General features: G+C 46.3%; 15 protein-coding genes, 2 tRNA genes and 2 rRNA genes (1 of these 19 only partly in view). 18 read left to right on the forward strand and 1 reads right to left on the reverse strand.

Features of this window, described 5'->3' with window-relative positions; genetic code table 11:
- From ACSQ8O_RS03280 to pssA, 11 genes are all read left to right on the forward strand, one after another.
- A tRNA-Ile gene (locus ACSQ8O_RS03280) sits at nt 1-11 on the forward strand (it extends 66 nt beyond the left edge of the window).
- A 93-nt stretch (nt 12-104) separates the two neighbouring features.
- Nucleotides 105-180: transfer RNA gene (locus ACSQ8O_RS03285), tRNA-Ala, on the forward strand.
- A 212-nt stretch (nt 181-392) separates the two neighbouring features.
- A 23S ribosomal RNA gene (locus ACSQ8O_RS03290) occupies nt 393-3309 on the forward strand.
- A gap of 71 nt (nt 3310-3380) precedes the next feature.
- Nucleotides 3381-3497, forward strand: a 5S ribosomal RNA gene (gene rrf, locus ACSQ8O_RS03295).
- 283 nt (nt 3498-3780) lie between these two features.
- Nucleotides 3781-4242: a CtsR family transcriptional regulator gene (locus ACSQ8O_RS03300; RefSeq protein ID WP_056618373.1), complete on the forward strand. Its 462-nt coding sequence runs from the start codon at nt 3781-3783 to the stop codon at nt 4240-4242.
- 13 nt (nt 4243-4255) lie between these two features.
- Nucleotides 4256-4762, forward strand: coding sequence for a UvrB/UvrC motif-containing protein (locus tag ACSQ8O_RS03305; RefSeq protein ID WP_056618372.1), 507 nt, complete (start codon nt 4256-4258; stop codon nt 4760-4762).
- Between the two features lie 23 nt (nt 4763-4785).
- The gene (locus ACSQ8O_RS03310) at nt 4786-5847 is read left to right on the forward strand and encodes a protein arginine kinase (RefSeq protein WP_082595604.1); all 1062 of its coding nucleotides are present in this window, start codon (nt 4786-4788) and stop codon (nt 5845-5847) included.
- Nucleotides 5848-5917: 70 nt separating this feature from the next.
- Entirely contained in the window at nt 5918-8362 is a 2445-nt protein-coding gene (clpC, locus tag ACSQ8O_RS03315; protein ID WP_056618369.1) for an ATP-dependent protease ATP-binding subunit ClpC, read from the forward strand.
- Nucleotides 8363-8579: 217 nt separating this feature from the next.
- Nucleotides 8580-9947 carry a DNA repair protein RadA gene (gene radA, locus ACSQ8O_RS03320; RefSeq protein ID WP_056618365.1) on the forward strand — a complete coding sequence of 456 codons (1368 nt, stop codon included), beginning with the start codon at nt 8580-8582 and terminating at the stop codon, nt 9945-9947.
- A gap of 39 nt (nt 9948-9986) precedes the next feature.
- Nucleotides 9987-11066 carry a DNA integrity scanning diadenylate cyclase DisA gene (gene disA, locus ACSQ8O_RS03325; protein WP_082595602.1) on the forward strand — a complete coding sequence of 360 codons (1080 nt, stop codon included), beginning with the start codon at nt 9987-9989 and terminating at the stop codon, nt 11064-11066.
- A gap of 85 nt (nt 11067-11151) precedes the next feature.
- Nucleotides 11152-11910 (forward strand): CDP-diacylglycerol--serine O-phosphatidyltransferase, encoded by a 759-nt coding sequence (pssA, locus tag ACSQ8O_RS03330; RefSeq protein WP_056618353.1) that lies wholly within the window; start codon nt 11152-11154, stop codon nt 11908-11910.
- 80 nt (nt 11911-11990) lie between these two features.
- On the opposite strand, the gene ACSQ8O_RS03335 is transcribed toward pssA, so the two are convergent.
- A complete protein-coding gene (locus tag ACSQ8O_RS03335; protein WP_056618352.1) occupies nt 11991-12386 on the reverse strand; it encodes a hypothetical protein in 396 nt (131 codons plus the stop codon).
- Between the two features lie 153 nt (nt 12387-12539).
- On the opposite strand from ACSQ8O_RS03335, the gene ACSQ8O_RS03340 reads away from it, so the two are divergent.
- From ACSQ8O_RS03340 to ACSQ8O_RS03370, 7 genes are all read left to right on the forward strand, one after another.
- Nucleotides 12540-13607, forward strand: a complete 1068-nt coding sequence (locus tag ACSQ8O_RS03340) for a PIN/TRAM domain-containing protein (protein WP_056618349.1) — start codon at nt 12540-12542, stop codon at nt 13605-13607.
- Nucleotides 13608-13707: 100 nt separating this feature from the next.
- Complete coding sequence (gene ispD, locus ACSQ8O_RS03345) at nt 13708-14415, forward strand: 2-C-methyl-D-erythritol 4-phosphate cytidylyltransferase (protein WP_436240458.1); 708 nt, start codon at nt 13708-13710, stop codon at nt 14413-14415.
- Entirely contained in the window at nt 14412-14897 is a 486-nt protein-coding gene (ispF, locus tag ACSQ8O_RS03350; protein ID WP_436240459.1) for a 2-C-methyl-D-erythritol 2,4-cyclodiphosphate synthase, read from the forward strand. The genes ispD and ispF overlap by 4 nt, the downstream gene beginning before the upstream one ends.
- A 39-nt stretch (nt 14898-14936) precedes the next feature.
- A complete protein-coding gene (gene gltX, locus ACSQ8O_RS03355) occupies nt 14937-16394 on the forward strand; it encodes a glutamate--tRNA ligase (RefSeq protein WP_436240460.1) in 1458 nt (485 codons plus the stop codon).
- A gap of 343 nt (nt 16395-16737) precedes the next feature.
- Nucleotides 16738-17394, forward strand: coding sequence for a serine O-acetyltransferase (gene cysE, locus ACSQ8O_RS03360; protein WP_056618342.1), 657 nt, complete (start codon nt 16738-16740; stop codon nt 17392-17394).
- Nucleotides 17391-18791 (forward strand): cysteine--tRNA ligase, encoded by a 1401-nt coding sequence (gene cysS, locus ACSQ8O_RS03365; RefSeq protein ID WP_436240461.1) that lies wholly within the window; start codon nt 17391-17393, stop codon nt 18789-18791. The genes cysE and cysS overlap by 4 nt, the downstream gene beginning before the upstream one ends.
- On the forward strand, nt 18788-19219 hold the full coding sequence (locus ACSQ8O_RS03370; RefSeq protein WP_436240462.1) for a Mini-ribonuclease 3: 432 nt from the start codon (nt 18788-18790) through the stop codon (nt 19217-19219). The genes cysS and ACSQ8O_RS03370 overlap by 4 nt, the downstream gene beginning before the upstream one ends.
- The last annotated feature ends 31 nt before the right edge of the window (nt 19220-19250 follow it).

Here is a 19250-nt window from a genome sequence, read left to right on the forward strand (position 1 = left end):
AGGGCCCACCATTTAACTTCATATTGAAGTATCCAGAATCGGGGTCCCCGGAAAGTAATCGGAATTCACCTCGAAGCTTCACTTCACTTTTTGGGGTAAAGTTTGGGGCCATAGCTCAGCTGGGAGAGCGCCTGCCTTGCAAGCAGGAGGTCAGCGGTTCGATCCCGCTTGGCTCCACCAAAACAACATTTTAAGACAGGAATTTCCAAGAAATTTCGACTTGAAATGCAGCAATGAGATGTGATAAGATAACTTTCGCCGCTGAAATAGGGCAAAGGATATTGAATCAACAAGTTGTTCCTTGAAAACTAGATAACGAAACAAAAACGTAAAGTAAGAACTTAGGTTGTGTGACCTTAGGGTTTACACAAAAATCTTTAAAGTTTTTTCTAGGTTAAGCTAGAAAGAGCACACGGAGGATGCCTAGGCACTAGGAGCCGAAGAAGGACGTGGCGAACGACGAAATGCCTCGGGGAGCCGTAAGCAGGCTTTGATCCGGGGATGTCCGAATGGGGGAACCCAGCTGTGGTAATGCGCAGTTACTCTAAAGTGAATACATAGCTTTAGTAGAGGCAGACCCAGGGAACTGAAACATCTAAGTACCTGGAGGAAAAGAAAACAAAAGTGATTCCGTCAGTAGCGGCGAGCGAAAGCGGAATAGCCCAAACCAAGGAGCTTGCTCCTTGGGGTTGTAGGACCTCGATATGGGGTTAGTTTGGTAGGCGAAGTGATCTGGAAAGGTCCGGCATAGAAGGTAAAAGCCCTGTAGCCCAAACCGAACGAAACTCCTAGAGGTATCCTGAGTACGGCGGGTCACGTGAAACCCCGTCGGAATCCGGCAGGACCATCTGCCAAGGCTAAATACTCCCTAGTGACCGATAGTGAAGCAGTACCGTGAGGGAAAGGTGAAAAGCACCGCGGAAGCGGAGTGAAAAAGAACCTGAAACCGTGTGCTTACAAAAAGTCAGAGCCCTCTATATGGGTGATGGCGTGCCTTTTGTAGAATGAACCGGCGAGTTACGTTCCCGTGCGAGGTTAAGTTGAAAAGACGGAGCCGCAGCGAAAGCGAGTCTGAATAGGGCGCTTTAGTACGTGGACGTAGACCCGAAACCGTGTGATCTACCCCTGTCCAGGGTGAAGGTGAGGTAACACTCACTGGAGGCCCGAACCCACGAATGTTGAAAAATTCGGGGATGAGGTGGGGGTAGCGGAGAAATTCCAATCGAACTCGGAGATAGCTGGTTCTCCCCGAAATAGCTTTAGGGCTAGCCTCGGATGTTGAGTTGTGGAGGTAAAGCACTGATTGGGTGCGGGGCCCGCCAAGGGTTACCAAGTCCAGTCAAACTCTGAATGCCACAAACTTAAATCCGGGAGTCAGACAGTGAGTGCTAAGATCCATTGTCAAAAGGGAAACAGCCCAGACCATCAGCTAAGGTCCCCAAGTGTGTGTTAAGTGGGAAAGGATGTGGAGTTGCACAGACAACCAGGATGTTGGCTTAGAAGCAGCCACCATTGAAAGAGTGCGTAATAGCTCACTGGTCGAGTGACTCTGCGCCGAAAATGTAACGGGGCTAAACACGCCACCGAAGCTATGGCTTGCACGTATGTGCATGGGTAGGGGAGCGTTGTATGTACGTTGAATTCTGACCGTAAGGACAGGTGGAGCGCATACAAGTGAGAATGCCGGTATAAGTAACGAAAAGATCAGTGAGAATCTGATCCGCCGAAAACCTAAGGGTTCCTGAGGAAGGCTCGTCCGCTCAGGGTAAGTCGGGACCTAAGGCGAGGCCGAAAGGCGTAGTCGATGGACAACAGGTGGAAATTCCTGTACCACCGTAGCCGTTATGAGCAATGGAGTGACGCAGAAGGATAGTGACGCGAGCTGATGGATGCTCGTCCAAGCAGTGAGGCTGGTGTGTAGGCAAATCCGCACATCGTAAGGCTGGGCTGTGATGGGGAGGGAAATTTAAGTACCGAAGGTCATGAGTTCACACTGCCAAGAAAAGCTTCTAGCCAGGCGAAGGTGCCCGTACCGCAAACCGACACAGGTGGGTGAGAAGAGAATTCTAAGGCGCGCGGAAGAACTCTCGTTAAGGAACTCGGCAAAATGACCCCGTAACTTCGGGAGAAGGGGTGCCTCGGTAGGGTGAATAGCCCGAGGGGGCCGCAGTGAAAAGGCCCAAGCGACTGTTTAGCAAAAACACAGGTCTGTGCGAAGCCGCAAGGCGAAGTATACGGGCTGACGCCTGCCCGGTGCTGGAAGGTTAAGAGGAGTGGTTAGGGGGCAACCCCGAAGCTATGAATTGAAGCCCCAGTAAACGGCGGCCGTAACTATAACGGTCCTAAGGTAGCGAAATTCCTTGTCAGGTAAATTCTGACCCGCACGAATGGCGTAACGACTTGGGCGCTGTCTCAACGAGAGATCCGGTGAAATTTTAATACCTGTGAAGATGCAGGTTACCCGCGACAAGACGGAAAGACCCCATGGAGCTTTACTGCAGCTTGATATTGGACTTTGGTACGATCTGTACAGGATAGGTGGGAGCCTTTGAAGCCTGAGCGCCAGCTTGGGTGGAGGCATCGTTGGGATACCACCCTGATCGTATCGGAGTTCTAACCTAGTACCGTGATCCGGTATGGGGACAGTGTCAGGTGGGCAGTTTGACTGGGGCGGTCGCCTCCTAAAATGTAACGGAGGCGTTTAAAGGTTCCCTCAGAATGGTTGGAAATCATTCGCAGAGTGCAAAGGCATAAGGGAGCTTGACTGCGAGACCTACAAGTCGAGCAGGGACGAAAGTCGGACTTAGTGATCCGGTGGTACCGAATGGAAGGGCCATCGCTCAACGGATAAAAGCTACCCTGGGGATAACAGGCTTATCTCCCCCAAGAGTCCACATCGACGGGGAGGTTTGGCACCTCGATGTCGGCTCATCGCATCCTGGGGCTGAAGTAGGTCCCAAGGGTTGGGCTGTTCGCCCATTAAAGCGGTACGCGAGCTGGGTTCAGAACGTCGTGAGACAGTTCGGTCCCTATCTGTCGCGGGCGTAGGAAATTTGAGAGGAGCTGTCCTTAGTACGAGAGGACCGGGATGGACGTACCGCTGGTGTACCAGTTGTCTCGCCAGAGGCATCGCTGGGTAGCTATGTACGGAGGGGATAAGCGCTGAAAGCATCTAAGCGCGAAGCCCCCCTCAAGATGAGATTTCCCAGTATGTAAGACCCCTTGTAGACGACGAGGTTGATAGGTTCGAGGTGGAAGTGCGGCAACGTATGCAGCTGACGAATACTAATCGGTCGAGGGCTTAACCAAAATTCCTAAGTAAGTACTTTACGTTGAAGTTTCGTATCTAGTTTTCAAGGCGCAAACAAACGCTTTGACTGTTTGGTGATGATGGCGGAAGGGATCCACGCGTTCCCATCTCGAACACGACCGTTAAGCCTTCCAGCGTCGATGGTACTTGAACCGCAGGGTTCTGGGAGAGTAGAACGTTGCCAAGCAGAAGATGAAACCTTTTTGAGAGAAATCTCAGGAAGGTTTTTTTGTGTTTATATGTGCTCCTAATTCTGTTAAAAGAAAGGAAATAGCCGCTTTTCTTATTTATACATCGAATAAATCCCTAGGTAAGGTCAACAATAGTAAGGTTCACATATGGCTATCGGATTTGTAGGGAGAGACTTTTTAGAGCAGTACTTGTCAAAAAGAAAGGAAATGATTATAATTTAGTTAAGGTCAAAGAAAGTCAAAGTCAATTTACTTCTAGAAATCTGGGAGGCCGAATTGATGCGCAATGTATCAGAAATTATTGAACAGTATTTGAAGCATGTCTTGCAACAAAGTACGGAAGGGGCTATCGAGATTCAACGGAACGATTTGGCGGACCAGTTTCAATGCGTGCCCTCTCAAATCAATTATGTCATTAGTACAAGGTTCACCTTGGAAAAAGGCTATGTGGTGGAGAGCAAACGCGGTGGTGGCGGTTATATTCGGATTCAGAAGATCGAGCTCAAGAGTCATGGATCTATTCTAGATCACATTTTCCGTACGATTCATACCCACATTGATCAAGTCACCTCAGAGGGGCTCATTTATCAATTGCAAGAGGGGCATTATATTTCCACCAGAGAAGCTAACCTGATTCGGGCAGCGATATCCAGAGATGTATTGACCTTTAAACTCCCGCTGCGCGATGAAATTCGGGCTAAGATTCTCAAAGCAATGCTGATATCCTTGCTTAGCAGATAAGGAGGCAGATGGAATGGTTTGTCAGGAATGCGGGAAACGACCGGCGACTCTTCACTTCACGAAGATTGTGAATGGAGACAAGAACGAGTTCCACATTTGTGAGAATTGTGCCCGCGAGAAGGGCGAGATGATTCCAGGAACGTCGAACGGCTTTTCGATTCACAATTTACTTTCAGGTTTACTTGATTTTGAACCATTGTCCGCGGCGAAGTCTCAGGCTATCCGCTGTGATAACTGCGGTCTTACGTACTCGCAATTCAGTAAATTAGGTCGGTTTGGTTGTGGGTCCTGTTATCAAAGCTTTTCGGTCAAACTTGATCCTCTTTTCAAGCGAGTTCATGGGAATATCGTGCATGTAGGGAAAGTTCCCAAGCGAAGTGGCGGTATTATTCAAAGCAAACGTGAAATCGATCTTTTGAAGAAAGATATGATGACCTGTATCGAGAGCGAAGAGTTCGAGCAGGCTGCCCAGATACGTGACCAAATTCGTGAGATTGAGAAGAAAATTGCGGGTATGTAAGTTTGTAAGGGAGTGTGAATCCAGTGACATTACAGCGGTTTACAGGAGATGCTTTGAGTGAATGGATGAAAGGTGAGGGACCAGAGTCGGATATTGTCATAAGCAGTCGGATCCGTATTGCTCGTAACCTGAGAGATTATCCATATCCTATGCTCGCGACCAATCAACAATCACAGGAAGTGCTGGAACAGTTATCTGGTGTTCTTGAGAATGAAGAGTTGGAGACGATAAGCAACTTCTCGCTCATTCCACTCGCGGAGCTGAATGAGCTCGAGCGAATGGTGCTAGTGGAGAAACATTTAATAAGTCCTAATCTAGCTAACGAATCCAGGAATGGGGCCGTTATTTTAAGCGATAATGAATCAATCAGTATCATGATCAATGAAGAGGATCATCTTCGCATACAATGTTTATGTCCTGGTTTCCAGATTAAAGAGGTTTGGGATCTGGCCAACCAGATTGATGATATTTTTGAAACACAGATGGATTACGGATACGATGAAAAAAGAGGCTACCTCACGAGCTGCCCGACTAATGTGGGCACAGGGATTCGTGCTTCGGTTATGATGCACCTTCCTGCGCTAGTGCTTAGTCAGCAAATTAATCGTATTTTATCCGCAGTTACACAAGTTGGGTTGACGGTTAGAGGATTATATGGGGAAGGTAGCGAAGCTTTAGGTAATCTATTCCAAATCTCTAATCAAATTACGTTAGGTCAATCGGAAGAAGAGATCATTGATAATTTATATAGTGTGGCCAGGCAAATTATAGAGCATGAACGCGCCGCCAGACATAAGCTATTACAAGAGTCTAGAATGCGGATTATTGATCGTGTGAATCGGTCCCTTGGTATTCTATCCTATGCGGGGATTATGGACTCTAAGGAAGCGGCACAGCGGTTGTCAGATGTAAGACTGGGTATTGACGTGGGTATCATCAACAATGTATCCTCTCATGTTCTCAATGAACTACTGGTCATGACGCAACCTGGTTTTCTTCAGCAATATGCGGGCGAGAAGCTAAATGCGGAAGAGCGAGATATGAGACGGGCGGAACTGATTCGCGAGAAGTTTGGCAGGGTATAAGAAAAAAGAAGTGAGATAAGATTCATCCTTTAGGAATTCCATAGATATACTACTTTTGGAGGTGTTCGCTATGATGTTTGGCAGATTTACGGAACGTGCGCAGAAGGTGCTTTCTCTTGCTCAAGAGGAGGCTGTTCGATTAGGACATAACAATATTGGAACAGAGCACATTTTACTAGGACTTATTCGTGAAGGTGAAGGCATTGCTGCTAAAGCACTCGTTGCGCTCGGCCTAGGTCTTGAGAAAATTCAAGATGAAGTCGAATCTCTAATTGGCAGAGGACAAGAACAGCCGACCAACATTGCATACACACCTAGAGCTAAGAAAGTGATCGAGCTTTCGATGGATGAAGCGAGAAAATTAGGTCACACGTATGTGGGGACTGAACATATTTTGCTCGGACTTATCCGTGAGGGTGAGGGCGTAGCAGCAAGAGTTCTTAATAATCTTGGTGTTTCCTTGAATAAGGCACGTCAACAAGTTCTTCAGCTGCTAGGCAGCAGCGAAACAGTGTCACCTAGTCATGGTACCAATCCAAATGTGAACACGCCTACATTGGATGGTCTGGCAAGAGATCTGACTGCGTATGCCAAAGAAGGACATTTGGACCCAGTTATCGGCCGTAGCAAAGAGATTGAGCGTGTAATTCAAGTATTGAGTCGCAGAACCAAAAACAACCCTGTACTCATCGGCGAACCTGGGGTTGGTAAAACAGCGATTGCGGAAGGCCTTGCACAGAAAATCATTAACAATGAAATTCCGGAAACGTTAAAAGATAAACGCGTTATGACGCTGGATATGGGTTCTGTTGTTGCAGGAACGAAGTATCGCGGTGAATTCGAAGATCGTCTCAAAAAAATCATGGACGAAATTCGTCAAGCGGGCAATATCGTCTTGTTCATTGATGAGCTTCACACCTTGATTGGCGCTGGCGGAGCAGAAGGGGCAATTGATGCTTCTAACATCCTGAAACCGGCACTTGCTAGGGGAGAGCTTCAATGTATTGGTGCTACAACGCTAGATGAGTACCGCAAATACATTGAGAAAGATGCTGCACTTGAGCGTCGTTTCCAACCGATTACGGTAGATCAACCATCACCTGAAGAAGCTGTTCAGATTCTGTATGGCTTGCGTGATCGCTATGAAGCGCATCACCGTGTGAAAATCACCGATGCTGCGATTCAAGAAGCTGTTAAGCTGTCGGATCGTTACATCACGGATCGTTTCTTACCGGATAAAGCGATCGATTTGATCGATGAAGCGAGTTCCAAAGTAAGATTGCGTTCTTACACGACACCACCTTCCTTGAAGCAGCTTGAAAGCAAGCTAGAAAACATCCGTAAAGAGAAAGATGCAGCGGTTCAGAGCCAAGAGTTCGAGAAAGCTGCAGGCCTTCGTGATACGGAGCAAAAGCTTCGCGAAGAGCTAGACTCGACGAAGAATGAGTGGAAAGAGAAACAAGGTCGTCTGGATACAGAAGTAACACCAGATGATATCGCACAAATCGTAGCGAGTTGGACGGGAATCCCGGTCAGCAAGCTTGCTGAGGAAGAAACCGACCGTTTGCTCAAAATGGAAGATATCCTTCATGAGCGCGTCATTGGACAAGAAGAAGCAGTTAAAGCTGTGAGTCGTGCGATCCGCCGCGCAAGAGCAGGTCTGAAAGATCCGAAGCGTCCGATGGGTTCCTTCATTTTCTTAGGACCAACGGGTGTTGGTAAAACCGAGCTTGCACGTGCGCTAGCAGAATCCCTCTTCGGAGATGACAACGCCGTTGTTCGTATCGATATGTCCGAGTACATGGAGAAGCATTCGACTTCCCGTTTGGTAGGGGCGCCTCCAGGTTATGTGGGTTATGAAGAAGGCGGTCAGCTAACTGAGAAAGTTCGCCGCAAACCATACTCCGTTGTCCTGCTCGATGAAATCGAGAAAGCACATCCTGAGGTGTTCAACATCCTGTTGCAAGTGTTAGAGGATGGTCGTTTAACGGATTCCAAAGGGCGTACCGTTGATTTCCGTAATACGCTAATCATTATGACTTCCAACGTCGGCGCGGACATGATTAAGAAAAACTCCTCGCTTGGCTTCACAGCTGCACTTGATGCTGGAAGAGACTATACGAATATGAAAGACAAGGTTATGGGTGAGTTGAAGAAAAGCTTCCGTCCTGAGTTCCTTAACCGGATTGATGAAATCATCGTGTTCCACTCTTTGGATGAAGCACACATTGCTCAAATCGTTAGCTTAATGGCTGATGATCTGCGCAAGCGTCTGAAAGAGCAAGAGGTTGATTTCTTGTTAACGGATAAAGCGAAGATGTTCCTGGCCAAGGAAGGATTTGATCCAACCTACGGTGCGCGTCCATTACGCAGAGCGATCCAGAAGCATATCGAAGATCGCCTATCGGAAGAATTGCTGAGAGGTAATATTTCCAAAGGTGATTCACTCACGATTGATGAGAATGAAGGGGAGCTGGTTGTCCTTAAGGGCGAAGGCGTCTCATTAACGAAATAAGAGAAAGTGAAGAAGCATTTCACTTCATCCGATGAGGGTGGGGTGAGATGCTTTTTATTTAAGCCAGCAATATTTCTAGATAAACGCTCCTGTCCTAACTGGACGGTGTAGTCGTTTATTTTGTTTCAGCACTTTCATGAGAAACATAAAAATGGTAAACTTTATTGGTAAGGATAGCCAAAAAGGATATCCCCCATGTTAAGGAGCAACTTCTTCTATGAGTAAACAAAAAACCAAATTTAGCTGTCAAGAATGCGGCTATGATTCACCGAAATGGATGGGTAAATGTCCAGGTTGTCAGTCATGGAATACGATGGTGGAAGAAATTGAAACAGTCGTTCGTACGCAGGGTATGACATCTTCGATCCCCAAAACGAAAGAAAAAGCGATCCCCATCATACATATAGAAAGCAGCTCTGAACCGAGAGTTGTCACAAGCAATAAAGAATTAAATCGGGTCCTAGGTGGAGGTATCGTCCCTGGATCACTTATCCTCGTTGGTGGAGATCCCGGTATCGGGAAATCAACCTTGCTTCTGCAAACGTCCTTCGAACTCACACAAGCCCAGCAAAAAGTCCTTTATATATCAGGAGAAGAGTCCATTAAGCAGACCAAGCTTCGCGCCGATCGTTTAAATGCGTCATCTCCGCTGCTATACGTATTATGTGAGACGAACCTCGAACTTATCGAGGAAGCTATACAAGAAACGAATCCTGACTTTCTCGTCATTGACTCGATCCAAACGGTATTTCACCCGGCGATCACTTCGGCGCCTGGAACCGTATCGCAGGTTCGAGAATGCACAGGCCATTTTATGAGAATAGCTAAGGGTAAGGGAATTGCAACGGTCCTTGTCGGGCACGTGACGAAGGAAGGGGCAATAGCGGGGCCTAGAATGCTAGAGCATATGGTCGATTGTGTTCTCTACTTTGAAGGGGAGCGGCACCATTCCTATCGTGTGTTAAGAGCGGTAAAGAACCGTTTTGGCTCAACAAATGAAATTGGTATCTTTGAAATGCAAGAGGTTGGTCTCGTAGAAGTTAACAACCCATCGGAGTTATTTCTATCGGAAAGGCCACTTGGTGTGGCTGGTTCTGCTGTTGTTGCAAGTATGGAGGGGACTCGTCCCGTTTTAGTGGAGATTCAAGCACTCGTCTCCTCGACGAATTTTCCATCTCCGAGAAGGATGGCGACGGGGGTTGATCACAATCGTCTCTCCTTAATTATCGCAGTGTTAGAGAAACGTATGGGCATGTTCTTGCAAAATCAAGATGCTTATCTCAACGTGGCAGGTGGAATCAAGCTGGATGAACCAGCCGTGGATTTGGCGATCGCCATTAGTATCGCATCCAGTTTCCGAGATCAACCGACGCAACCATTTGATGTTGTGTTCGGTGAAATCGGTTTAACAGGAGAAGTCCGCGGCGTATCTCGGATTGATCAACGTGTGAAGGAAGCAGAGAAGCTTGGTTTCCGTAGAGTGATTATGCCTGAGAAAAGTTTGAAGGGGTGGACACATCCGAAAGGCATGGAGATTATTGGGGTAAACACGGTGGCTGAGGCATTGAAAGCAGCGCTGGGTTAGCGTGAGTTCTGCAAGCTATAAGCCTTCAGGAGGAAAATGATGAGTAAAGAAGAGATGAAACGAGATGTGATGAGCCAATTGCTCCAACTGGTAGCACCTGGTACACCATTTCGTGATGGTTTGGAGAATGTCTTACGCGCCAAAACAGGTGGGCTGATCGTTGTAGGTTTCAGTTCTGAGGTAACTGAAATTGTAGATGGAGGGTTCTCCATCAATTGCGATTTCTCGCCTAACTATTTGTATGAGCTTGCCAAAATGGATGGTGCGATTATCCTCAGCGAGGACATTAAGCGCATCCTTTATGCGAACACCCAGTTGATCCCGGATTCCTCTATATCTTCGTCAGAAACGGGGATTAGACACCGGACAGCTGAGCGTGTGGCGAAGCAAACGAATAAATTAGTTGTGTCCATTTCACAGCGGCGGAATGTCATTACACTTTATCAAGGTAATTTAAGGTATGCGTTGAAGGATATCGGTGTCATCCTCACCAAAGCGAATCAAGCAATCCAAACGTTGGAGCGGTACAAGGTTGTTTTGGATCAGTCTTTAACGAATCTGAGTGCCTCGGAGTTTGAGGAACTAGTAACCCTGCATGATATTACCAATGTCATTGCCAGATTTGAGATGGTTTTACGCATTAAAGCGGAAATTAATCGATATATTAATGAACTTGGCAATGAGGGACGCTTAATTAGCATGCAATTAGAAGAACTTGTTGGCAATGCGGAACTTGAGGCGCGTTTGCTCGTAAAAGATTATGTAAGAGAATTATCCGAAGAAAGAGTCAAGGAGATGCAGGCTGGTTTGAAGCGTCTGTCATCTGATGAGCTGCTAGAGCCCCAGCAAATTATTCGCTTGCTAGGGTATTCTCATACCAATTCGATTGCTGAAGAGCCAGTTTCCCCACGTGGCTTCCGCATTTTAGGCAAAATCCCGCGGTTACCATCCATCATTATTGGTAATCTAGTGGAGAAGTTTGGCTACTTGCCACACATGATGATGGCGACGATCGAGGAATTGGATGAAGTTGACGGAATCGGAGAAGTGAGAGCCCGCGCCATTAAGGAAGGTCTCAAAAGAATTCAGGAACAAGTGTTCATTGACAGACATATTTAAAGTGGATACAATCATAAAGTATCATTGTTAAGGTTTCATGTAGTCAAGTTTAGGGTATAGTAAATCCAGAGGTGGACAAAAACATATGTTAACAAAGTCAATTCCCAGTCTCTTTACAGTAGGGAACTTATTCCTAGGCGTACTATCGATTATCCTAGCCTTCAGTGGAGAACATGGCATCGCTGCCGTTCTTGTCATTGTCGCTATGCTATTGGATGGACTCGATGGACGTGTTGCGAGAGCGTTGAACGCTCAAAGTGAGTTCGGTAAAGAATTAGACTCCTTATCCGATGTGATCTCTTTCGGTGTCGCTCCTGCTTTCATCATGTATGTAGTTGCATTTAATGATCCTACCGTCATTAGCCCAGCTTTTGCTTGGATTGTCACAGCGATCTTCCCGATCTGTGGAGCGCTGCGGTTAGCTAGATTCAATGTTGTTGCCGGTACGCCTGGCTATTTCATCGGTTTACCGATTCCAGCAGCAGGCGGTGTTCTTTGTACGTTAGCTCTTTTCGTGAACGATATTAACGTCTATGTGCTTCTTGTAAGTACAGTTCTATTGTCATACTTAATGGTCAGCACAGTGAAATATCCGAACTTCAAAAAGGCGGGTATTCCTAAAGCAGCGATTTGGATTACGCCAATTATCGTTGCAGCAGCGATTTTGATTGCAATTAAATGGCCTGAGTCCATTTCCAAAATGATTTTCGTGCCGCTTTTGATGTACGCTCTTTACGGCCTAAAAAAAAACGTTGATGGATACTTCATCCGTCTCCGTAATCTTCGCAGAAAGAACAAAAGACGTGGCGTGGATGACACGAATTCAGTGAAATCTGACGTGTAAGCGCATTGTTCGGAAATAAAAAGCATTTATTTTCTCCTGATTTTCAGGAAGAAAATAAATGCTTTTTTTTGTTTTCATCATCATGACATGTTGAATAGGCCCAGTGTTGTACATTTCTTTGATTCATTCTCAACGACTTGCTCCAAATTAATATCAAGAATGTTACTTAGCGCAGACATGTAGAAGAGATTCCTACCTAGTTCGCTACTAACGACCTCAATGCATTGTTCACATAAGTGACCAGATACATGGGTGCCGAGAACATCCTTAGCCTCATCCAGGGTCATCTCTGGATGATACTCTTGCTTAGCTGCATGAACCTGAATACATCCACATTCAGTAATGGATTTCACCACGGAACGGTTGGCAGCTGCGCCTGACTGTTGAAATTTGGATAAGACATCAAGCAGACTACGGTGACGGAGTAACAATTCAGACACTTGATCTTGAAACTGCTTTAAAGTCAAGGAGCTCATTCCATCCACCTCGGGTAGGTTGGTAACTTCCATTTCATTATAATGGATGCCCTCTAATATTTCAATTTTCCCACTAAAGAAGTGATTAACGTTGCATAAATTGGAACATAATTGTAATAAGGCTCAAAAAAAGTTGATGCAGGAGGTGAATCTGTGATGAAGAAATGGGTACAAATCATTTTAGCTATCATGGGTGGCAGTTTAGGTTATAGGTGGAGCGATTCGTTCCTACAAACGACGGATGTGACAAGTCAAGCAGGACAAGTATTTTGGATTAATAGCTTATGTGCAGTAGGGATGTTTTTGATTTCAGCGTGGGTAGCTAACATTGGCATGAACTTGCTGATGAGAGGCGAGCGCAATGTCACGGATATTCCCGTGTCGGATTTGCTATCTGGTACATTAGGACTCGTGATTGGGCTATTGGTTTCAGTCATGTTATTTCCTGTGCTTGAGCAAGCTAAATGGGCAGGGCCATTCTTGCCTTTCCTTGTATCGGCTGTATTGGGCGTTATGGGCTTCCGTATCGGTTACAGCAAGCGGGAAGAACTTGTGCAGGTCATTGCGAAGAGCAGATCTGGAGGTCCTGAGAAGCAGACCCATCGTCCGTACGAGGAACATAAGATTTTGGATACGAGTGTCATCATCGATGGCCGGATCGCAGATATTTGCAAAACTGGATTTATCGAAGGAACCTTGGTTATTCCAGAGTTCGTATTGGAAGAGCTGCAGCATATTGCAGACTCATCAGATTTACTGAAGCGAAACCGTGGGCGTCGCGGACTGGACATTTTGAACAAAATCCAAAAAGAACTTGAAGTCAAGGTCCTCATTTACGAAGGGGATTTCGAAGAAATCGCCGAAGTGGACAGCAAGCTGGTGCGCTTAGCCAAGGTGCTTCAAGGGAAAGTAATTACGAACGATTTTAACCTGAACAAAGTATGTGAACTTCAAGGTGTATCGGTGCTCAATATCAACGATCTTGCGAATGCGGTGAAGCCAGTTGTCCTACCGGGAGAAGAAATTATTGTTCAAGTCATTAAAGACGGCAAGGAACATGGACAAGGTGTAGCTTATCTCGATGATGGTACGATGATCGTTGTTGAAGGCGGACGTGATTTCATCGGTATGACGCTGGAAGTGATGGTAACGAGTGTGCTTCAGACTTCGGCGGGTCGAATGATTTTTGCGAAACCAAAACTATTGGAAAAAGCACAGTAAAACCAGTATGATAAGGAGATGTAACATAGCTCTTTCAAGTTGACTTGGGCTTATGATTACGAAGAAAGCTTTCGTTTGGAAGCGCCAAGTTGGAGGACTAATGGGGAAGCTAGGAGTTATCATCGTAGCAGCGGGCAAAGGTTCGCGCATGGGTACAGCAGAAAGCAAACAATACCTGCAACTGGGAAAGAAGCCAATTCTGGTACATACCTTGCAATTATTTCAAAACATACATGAAGTGGATGAAATTATTCTCGTTGTGGGTGCAGATGATGTGGCTCGCTGTAGCGGCTATGTCACGAGTTATGCACTTACGAAGGTAACATGTGTGCTGGCGGGTGGCGCAGAGCGGCAAGATTCCGTTAGACAAGGTCTCCATGCCTTGCAAGAGGGTACGCAATGGGTGCTTGTGCATGACGGTGTTCGCCCTTTCGTAAAAAAAGAACATATGTTCGATTGCCTGAAAAAGGCACAAGAAATAGGGGCAGCTGTCTTAGCCGTTCCCGTCAAGGATACAATTAAAGTTGTGGATGCAGCAGATAAGCGCATTCAATCAACACCGGATAGACGAAGCTTGTGGGCCATCCAAACGCCGCAGGCTTTTCGTCTTTCTCTCCTACAGGAGGCGCACGAGAAGGCCCAACAGGATAAGTTCATGGGGACAGATGACGCGAGTTTAGTGGAGCGTTTGGGCGCAGCGGTGCATGTAGTAGAAGGGGACTATTATAATATCAAAATAACGACCCCAGAAGATTTACCTTGGGCAGAATGGATTTTACATAACGTAAGGGGAGAGGAACGCACATGATTCGTGTAGGAAATGGATTCGATGTTCATCAACTGGTAGAAGGACGTAAGTGCATCATTGGAGGTGTAACGATTCCTTATGAGAAAGGGTTGCTGGGACACTCCGATGCGGACGTGCTGTTGCACGCGATTAGTGATGCGATCTTAGGCGCACTCGGTCTTGGCGATATCGGAAAGCATTTCCCGGATACAGCTGCCGAGTACAAAGATGCGGATAGTTTAGTCTTGTTGAAGCGGGTATGGCAACTGGCAAAAGAGAAGGGCTATAAGCTGGGGAACGCGGATTCCACCATCATTGCACAGAAGCCTAAGATGCTGCCTTACATCCCGCAAATGGCTGAAATTATCGCAGCGGCGCTAGAAGCCGAGATCGACCAAGTCAATGTCAAAGCGACGACGACAGAATGGCTTGGATTTACGGGCCGTGGTGAGGGAATTGCCGCACAATCGGTTGTTTGTTTAATTCGCGATGTGATAAAATAGCAGGTATTCATGCATGGAAGAAGAAAAGGGGATACAACGATGAGTCAGCCTTTACGCGTGCGTTATGCACCTAGTCCGACTGGACATTTACATATTGGAGGTGCCCGTACGGCACTTTTTGATTATCTATTAGCTCGTAAGAACGGCGGCGCATTTGTTGTGCGTTTTGAAGATACGGATCAAACGCGTCATAAGGAGTCAGGTATCGAAGACCAGTTGAATGGTCTGAGATGGCTTGGCCTAGAATGGGATGAAAGTGTGGATATCGGAGGCCCTTATGGTCCTTACCGTCAGATGGAGAGACTTGATATCTACAAGACCTACCTTGATAAACTGTTACAGAGCGGTCACGCCTACGGTTGCTATTGCTCAGAAGCAGATCTAGAGCAAGAGCGCGCTGAGCAAGAGGCAAGCGGAGAAATGGGCGGCTACTCCGGCAAATGCCGTAATTTGACGCCTGAGCAAATCGCGGCGTATCAAGCGGAAGGCCGTGTGCCTTCAACGCGTTTCCGTGTGCCAGCAGATCGTATCATTTCCATCGAAGACAAAGTTCGCGAACATGTGGAATTCGATTCCAATGGGATTGGCGATTTCATTATTGCGCGCCCAGATGGGATCCCGACCTACAACTTTGCCGTTATTGTGGATGATCACTTGATGAAAATCAACTTGGTTATTCGTGGGGAAGAACATCTATCCAATACGCCAAGACAAGTTCTGATGTACGAAGCGTTGGATATGCCGATTCCTGACTTCGCGCATTTAGCTTTGATTTTGAATCCGGATCGTAAAAAGATGAGCAAACGAGATGAGTCCATCATCCAGTTTATCGAGCAGTACAAAGAGCTTGGTTATTTGCCAGAAGCGGTGCTTAACTTTATCGCATTGCTAGGTTGGTCACCAGGCGGGGAAGAAGAGATGTTCACGAAGGAAGAATTAATCGAACTGTTTGATCTGGATCGTGTATCCAAGAGCCCGGCTGTGTTTGATATGGATAAATTAAATTGGATGAACAATGCGTATCTAAAAAAAGCTCCGCTATCCCGCATTGTTGACCTATGCGTACCGCATTTGCGCAAAGTCGGCTACCTGCAACAAGGTGACTTGGATGCTGCTACTGGGGCATGGGTAGAGGCACTCGTTAGCCTTAATCAAGAAAGAATGCGCTACGCGGCTGAAATCGTGGAATTGTCTGCGATCTTCTTCAAAGAGGAGCTGGTCATCGATGATGAAGCGGCTGCTGTATTGAAAGAAGAGCATGTCCCTGTTGTGCTGACTAGTTTCTTAGCTCAAGTCGAGCAAGCAGAAGCTTTCACAGTTGAAGCCATGCCGGCGTTGCTTAAAGCAGTACAGAAGGAAACAGGCTTCAAAGGGAAGCAGCTGTTCATGTCTGTTCGCTCCGCGTTGACGGGTCAAGTCCATGGACCGGATCTGAATGTGTCCCTTTTCCTACTTGGGAAAGAAAAAGTCGTTTCACGTCTTCAGAGCTTATTGTAAAGCGAGGTTCTTTTCGCTATACTTAACGTAAATAGAATACGAAATGCCATGATCAGGAGAGTATGGTTAAGTGAGGATTTGTCAGAGAGGATAATCAAGGCCGTAAGGCTTTGGCTGTGAGTTATCCAATCCTTGTAATCAGAAATGCACCTGGGAGCAGCCGCGCCGAATACTCACCGAGTAGGGTAGGCGCAGCCGGAACACCCACGTTACGGGTTTGAGTTGGGAGACTTCCGAGTCACCAAGCAGAGTGGAACCGCGATAACCACGCCTCTGCAGCCTTAGGGCTGCAGGGGCTTTTTTTATTTTATTCCAACATCATTCTAGGCAAGAAGGTGAGCATATGTGGTCAACGATCAAATCTGATATATCCGCCGTATTCGATAATGACCCCGCAGCGCGCAGTTGGTTTGAGGTTGTTTTTACGTATTCGGGACTTCATGCGATTTGGTCGCATCGGATTGGACATTGGTTTTATACAAGAAGGATGTTTACCCTGGCACGTATCGTTTCTCAAATAAGCCGATTCATGACAGGCATTGAAATCCATCCAGGAGCAACAATTGGCAGAAGGTTGTTTATTGACCATGGGATGGGTGTTGTCATCGGGGAAACCTGCGAGATCGGGGATGATGTGATCTTGTACCAAGGTGTAACTTTAGGTGGAACGGGGAAAGAGAAAGGTAAGAGACATCCAACAATTGGCAATAATGTAGTTATTGGTTCTGGTGCCAAAATTCTCGGTTCCTTCCTCGTAGGTGAAAACTCACGTATTGGCTCTAATGCAGTAGTGATTCAGGAGGTTCCATCCAATAGCACGGTCGTCACGATACCTGCTAAACTTGTGAAGCGAGACGGTGTCCGTGTGAATAGATTAGATCATGGTAATTTGCCCGATCCGATCGTCGATATTTTCCAAGAATTACAGAATCAAATTAATGAGTTGAAATTCCAATTGGAAGAAGAACGGAAGCAGAATGGAGAATTGAGGAGAACATGACACTCAAAGTATATAATACCTTAACGCGCAAGAAGGAAGAGTTTGTTCCGATTGAACCTGGCAAAGTGAAGATGTACGTATGTGGTCCAACCGTATACAACTATATTCATATTGGCAACGGACGGCCTGTAATATTTTTCGACGTGGTTCGCCGTTATTTGGAATCGCAGCAGTATGAAGTCAACTATATTACGAACTTTACCGATGTGGATGATAAAATGATTCGCAAAGCCGAAGAGATGGCAGTTTCTGTACCAGAACTTGCTGAAACGTTCATCGCGGCATTCTTAGAAGATATCCAATCTCTGGGTGTTCATGATGCCACGCAGAATCCGCGTGTAACGGAGAACATTCAAGAAATCATCGAATTCATTGCTGCGCTTGTAGAGAAGGATTTCGCTTATGAAGCTCGCGGCGATGTCTATTATCGGACTTCTAAATTCACGGATTACGGCAAGCTCTCTAAACAAAATCTGGAAGAGCTTCAGCACGGAATTCGTATTGAGGTGGATGAACGCAAAGAAAATCCACAGGACTTTGTCCTATGGAAAGCGGCGAAACCAGGTGAGATTTATTGGGATAGCCCTTGGGGCCAAGGTCGCCCAGGCTGGCATATTGAGTGCTCCGCGATGGTGCGCAAATATTTGGGTGAAACGATTGATATTCACGGAGGCGGGCAAGATTTAACGTTCCCTCACCATGAATGTGAGATTGCTCAAACCGAGGCGGTAACCGGTCATCCAATGGCCAATTATTGGTTGCACAATGCTTTTCTAAATATCGATAATGAGAAAATGTCGAAATCACTCGGAAATGGTATTTTAATTCGCGATCTAGTTAAACAGATTAAACCGCAAGTATTCCGTTTCTTCATGTTATCGGCTCATTATCGAAATCCACTTAATTTCAGTGATGAGAGTTTGAAGCAAGCGGCGAATGCGTTGGAACGGATTCAGAACGCTTATGATAATATGAAGCACCGACTAGCTACAGCATCTGCTACTGGCGAAGTTGAAGCGGGAATTACAGATAAACTGCAGGCAATTTCGAAACAATTCGTGGATAAAATGAATGATGATTTCAATACGCCGGATGCAATTACCGCGGTGTTCGATCTTGTTGCGGAAGCGAATTTGTACTTGCAACAGGAGCGGGTACATGCGAATGCAGTAAAATTGTACATGGAACAGCTAGAAGCATTCGATGCAACGCTGGGCATTCTTTCACAACAAGCAGATGAATTGCTGGATGAAGAGATCGAGCAGTTGATCGTTGAACGTACGGAGTCACGGAAATCGAAGAATTGGGCACGCGCGGATGAAATCCGTGATTTGCTGACGGAGAAAGGGATATTCCTTGAAGATACACCACAGGGTATCCGCTGGCGCCGCAAATGACCGAAATGAATCTGAATGCTAACTTATTTTCGTTCCCGCCATCGAAAAGTCCGCATTTATTAAATCCGCTAGTGCTTGCGTATATTGGGGATGCGGTATATGAAGTCTACATCCGACAATACGTTATCTCGGGGGCGAATCATCGCCCTAATCATTTGCATAAGGCTTCAACAGGTTTTGTGTCTGCCAAAGCGCAGTCCAGATTATTGACGGCCTTGATGCCCACACTGACGGAAGAAGAAGTAGACATCGTGAAGCGGGGGCGTAATGCCAAGTCAGGAACAACAGCCAAAAACGCGGATGTGCTGGAATACCGGCACAGCACCGCGTTTGAGTGCTTAATCGGATATTTATATTACAAACAATCCTTTGAGCGATTGAAAGAGATATTAGACTTCGCAATCTCGTTTAATGATAAACAGAAATAGACAAGCGTTCGCACGTACTTTTAGGAGGAAT

The sequence above is a fragment of the Paenibacillus sp. LjRoot56 genome (genome assembly GCF_964253335.1).
GTDB lineage: Bacteria > Bacillota > Bacilli > Paenibacillales > NBRC-103111 > Paenibacillus_E > Paenibacillus_E allorhizoplanae.

Excerpts from the sequence above, each read along its gene's own strand:
- ACSQ8O_RS03300 (WP_056618373.1), top strand. The coding sequence starts at position 3,781 with ATGCGCAATGTATCAGAAATTATTGAACAGTATTTGAAGCATGTCTTG.
- ACSQ8O_RS03305 (WP_056618372.1), top strand. The coding sequence starts at position 4,256 with ATGGTTTGTCAGGAATGCGGGAAACGACCGGCGACTCTTCACTTCACG.
- clpC (WP_056618369.1), top strand. The coding sequence starts at position 5,918 with ATGATGTTTGGCAGATTTACGGAACGTGCGCAGAAGGTGCTTTCTCTT.
- radA (WP_056618365.1), top strand. The coding sequence starts at position 8,580 with ATGAGTAAACAAAAAACCAAATTTAGCTGTCAAGAATGCGGCTATGAT.
- disA (WP_082595602.1), top strand. The coding sequence starts at position 9,987 with ATGAGTAAAGAAGAGATGAAACGAGATGTGATGAGCCAATTGCTCCAA.
- pssA (WP_056618353.1), top strand. The coding sequence starts at position 11,152 with ATGTTAACAAAGTCAATTCCCAGTCTCTTTACAGTAGGGAACTTATTC.
- ACSQ8O_RS03335 (WP_056618352.1), bottom strand. The coding sequence starts at position 12,386 with ATGAGCTCCTTGACTTTAAAGCAGTTTCAAGATCAAGTGTCTGAATTG.
- ispD (WP_436240458.1), top strand. The coding sequence starts at position 13,708 with ATGGGGAAGCTAGGAGTTATCATCGTAGCAGCGGGCAAAGGTTCGCGC.
- ispF (WP_436240459.1), top strand. The coding sequence starts at position 14,412 with ATGATTCGTGTAGGAAATGGATTCGATGTTCATCAACTGGTAGAAGGA.
- gltX (WP_436240460.1), top strand. The coding sequence starts at position 14,937 with ATGAGTCAGCCTTTACGCGTGCGTTATGCACCTAGTCCGACTGGACAT.
- cysE (WP_056618342.1), top strand. The coding sequence starts at position 16,738 with ATGTGGTCAACGATCAAATCTGATATATCCGCCGTATTCGATAATGAC.
- cysS (WP_436240461.1), top strand. The coding sequence starts at position 17,391 with ATGACACTCAAAGTATATAATACCTTAACGCGCAAGAAGGAAGAGTTT.
- ACSQ8O_RS03370 (WP_436240462.1), top strand. The coding sequence starts at position 18,788 with ATGACCGAAATGAATCTGAATGCTAACTTATTTTCGTTCCCGCCATCG.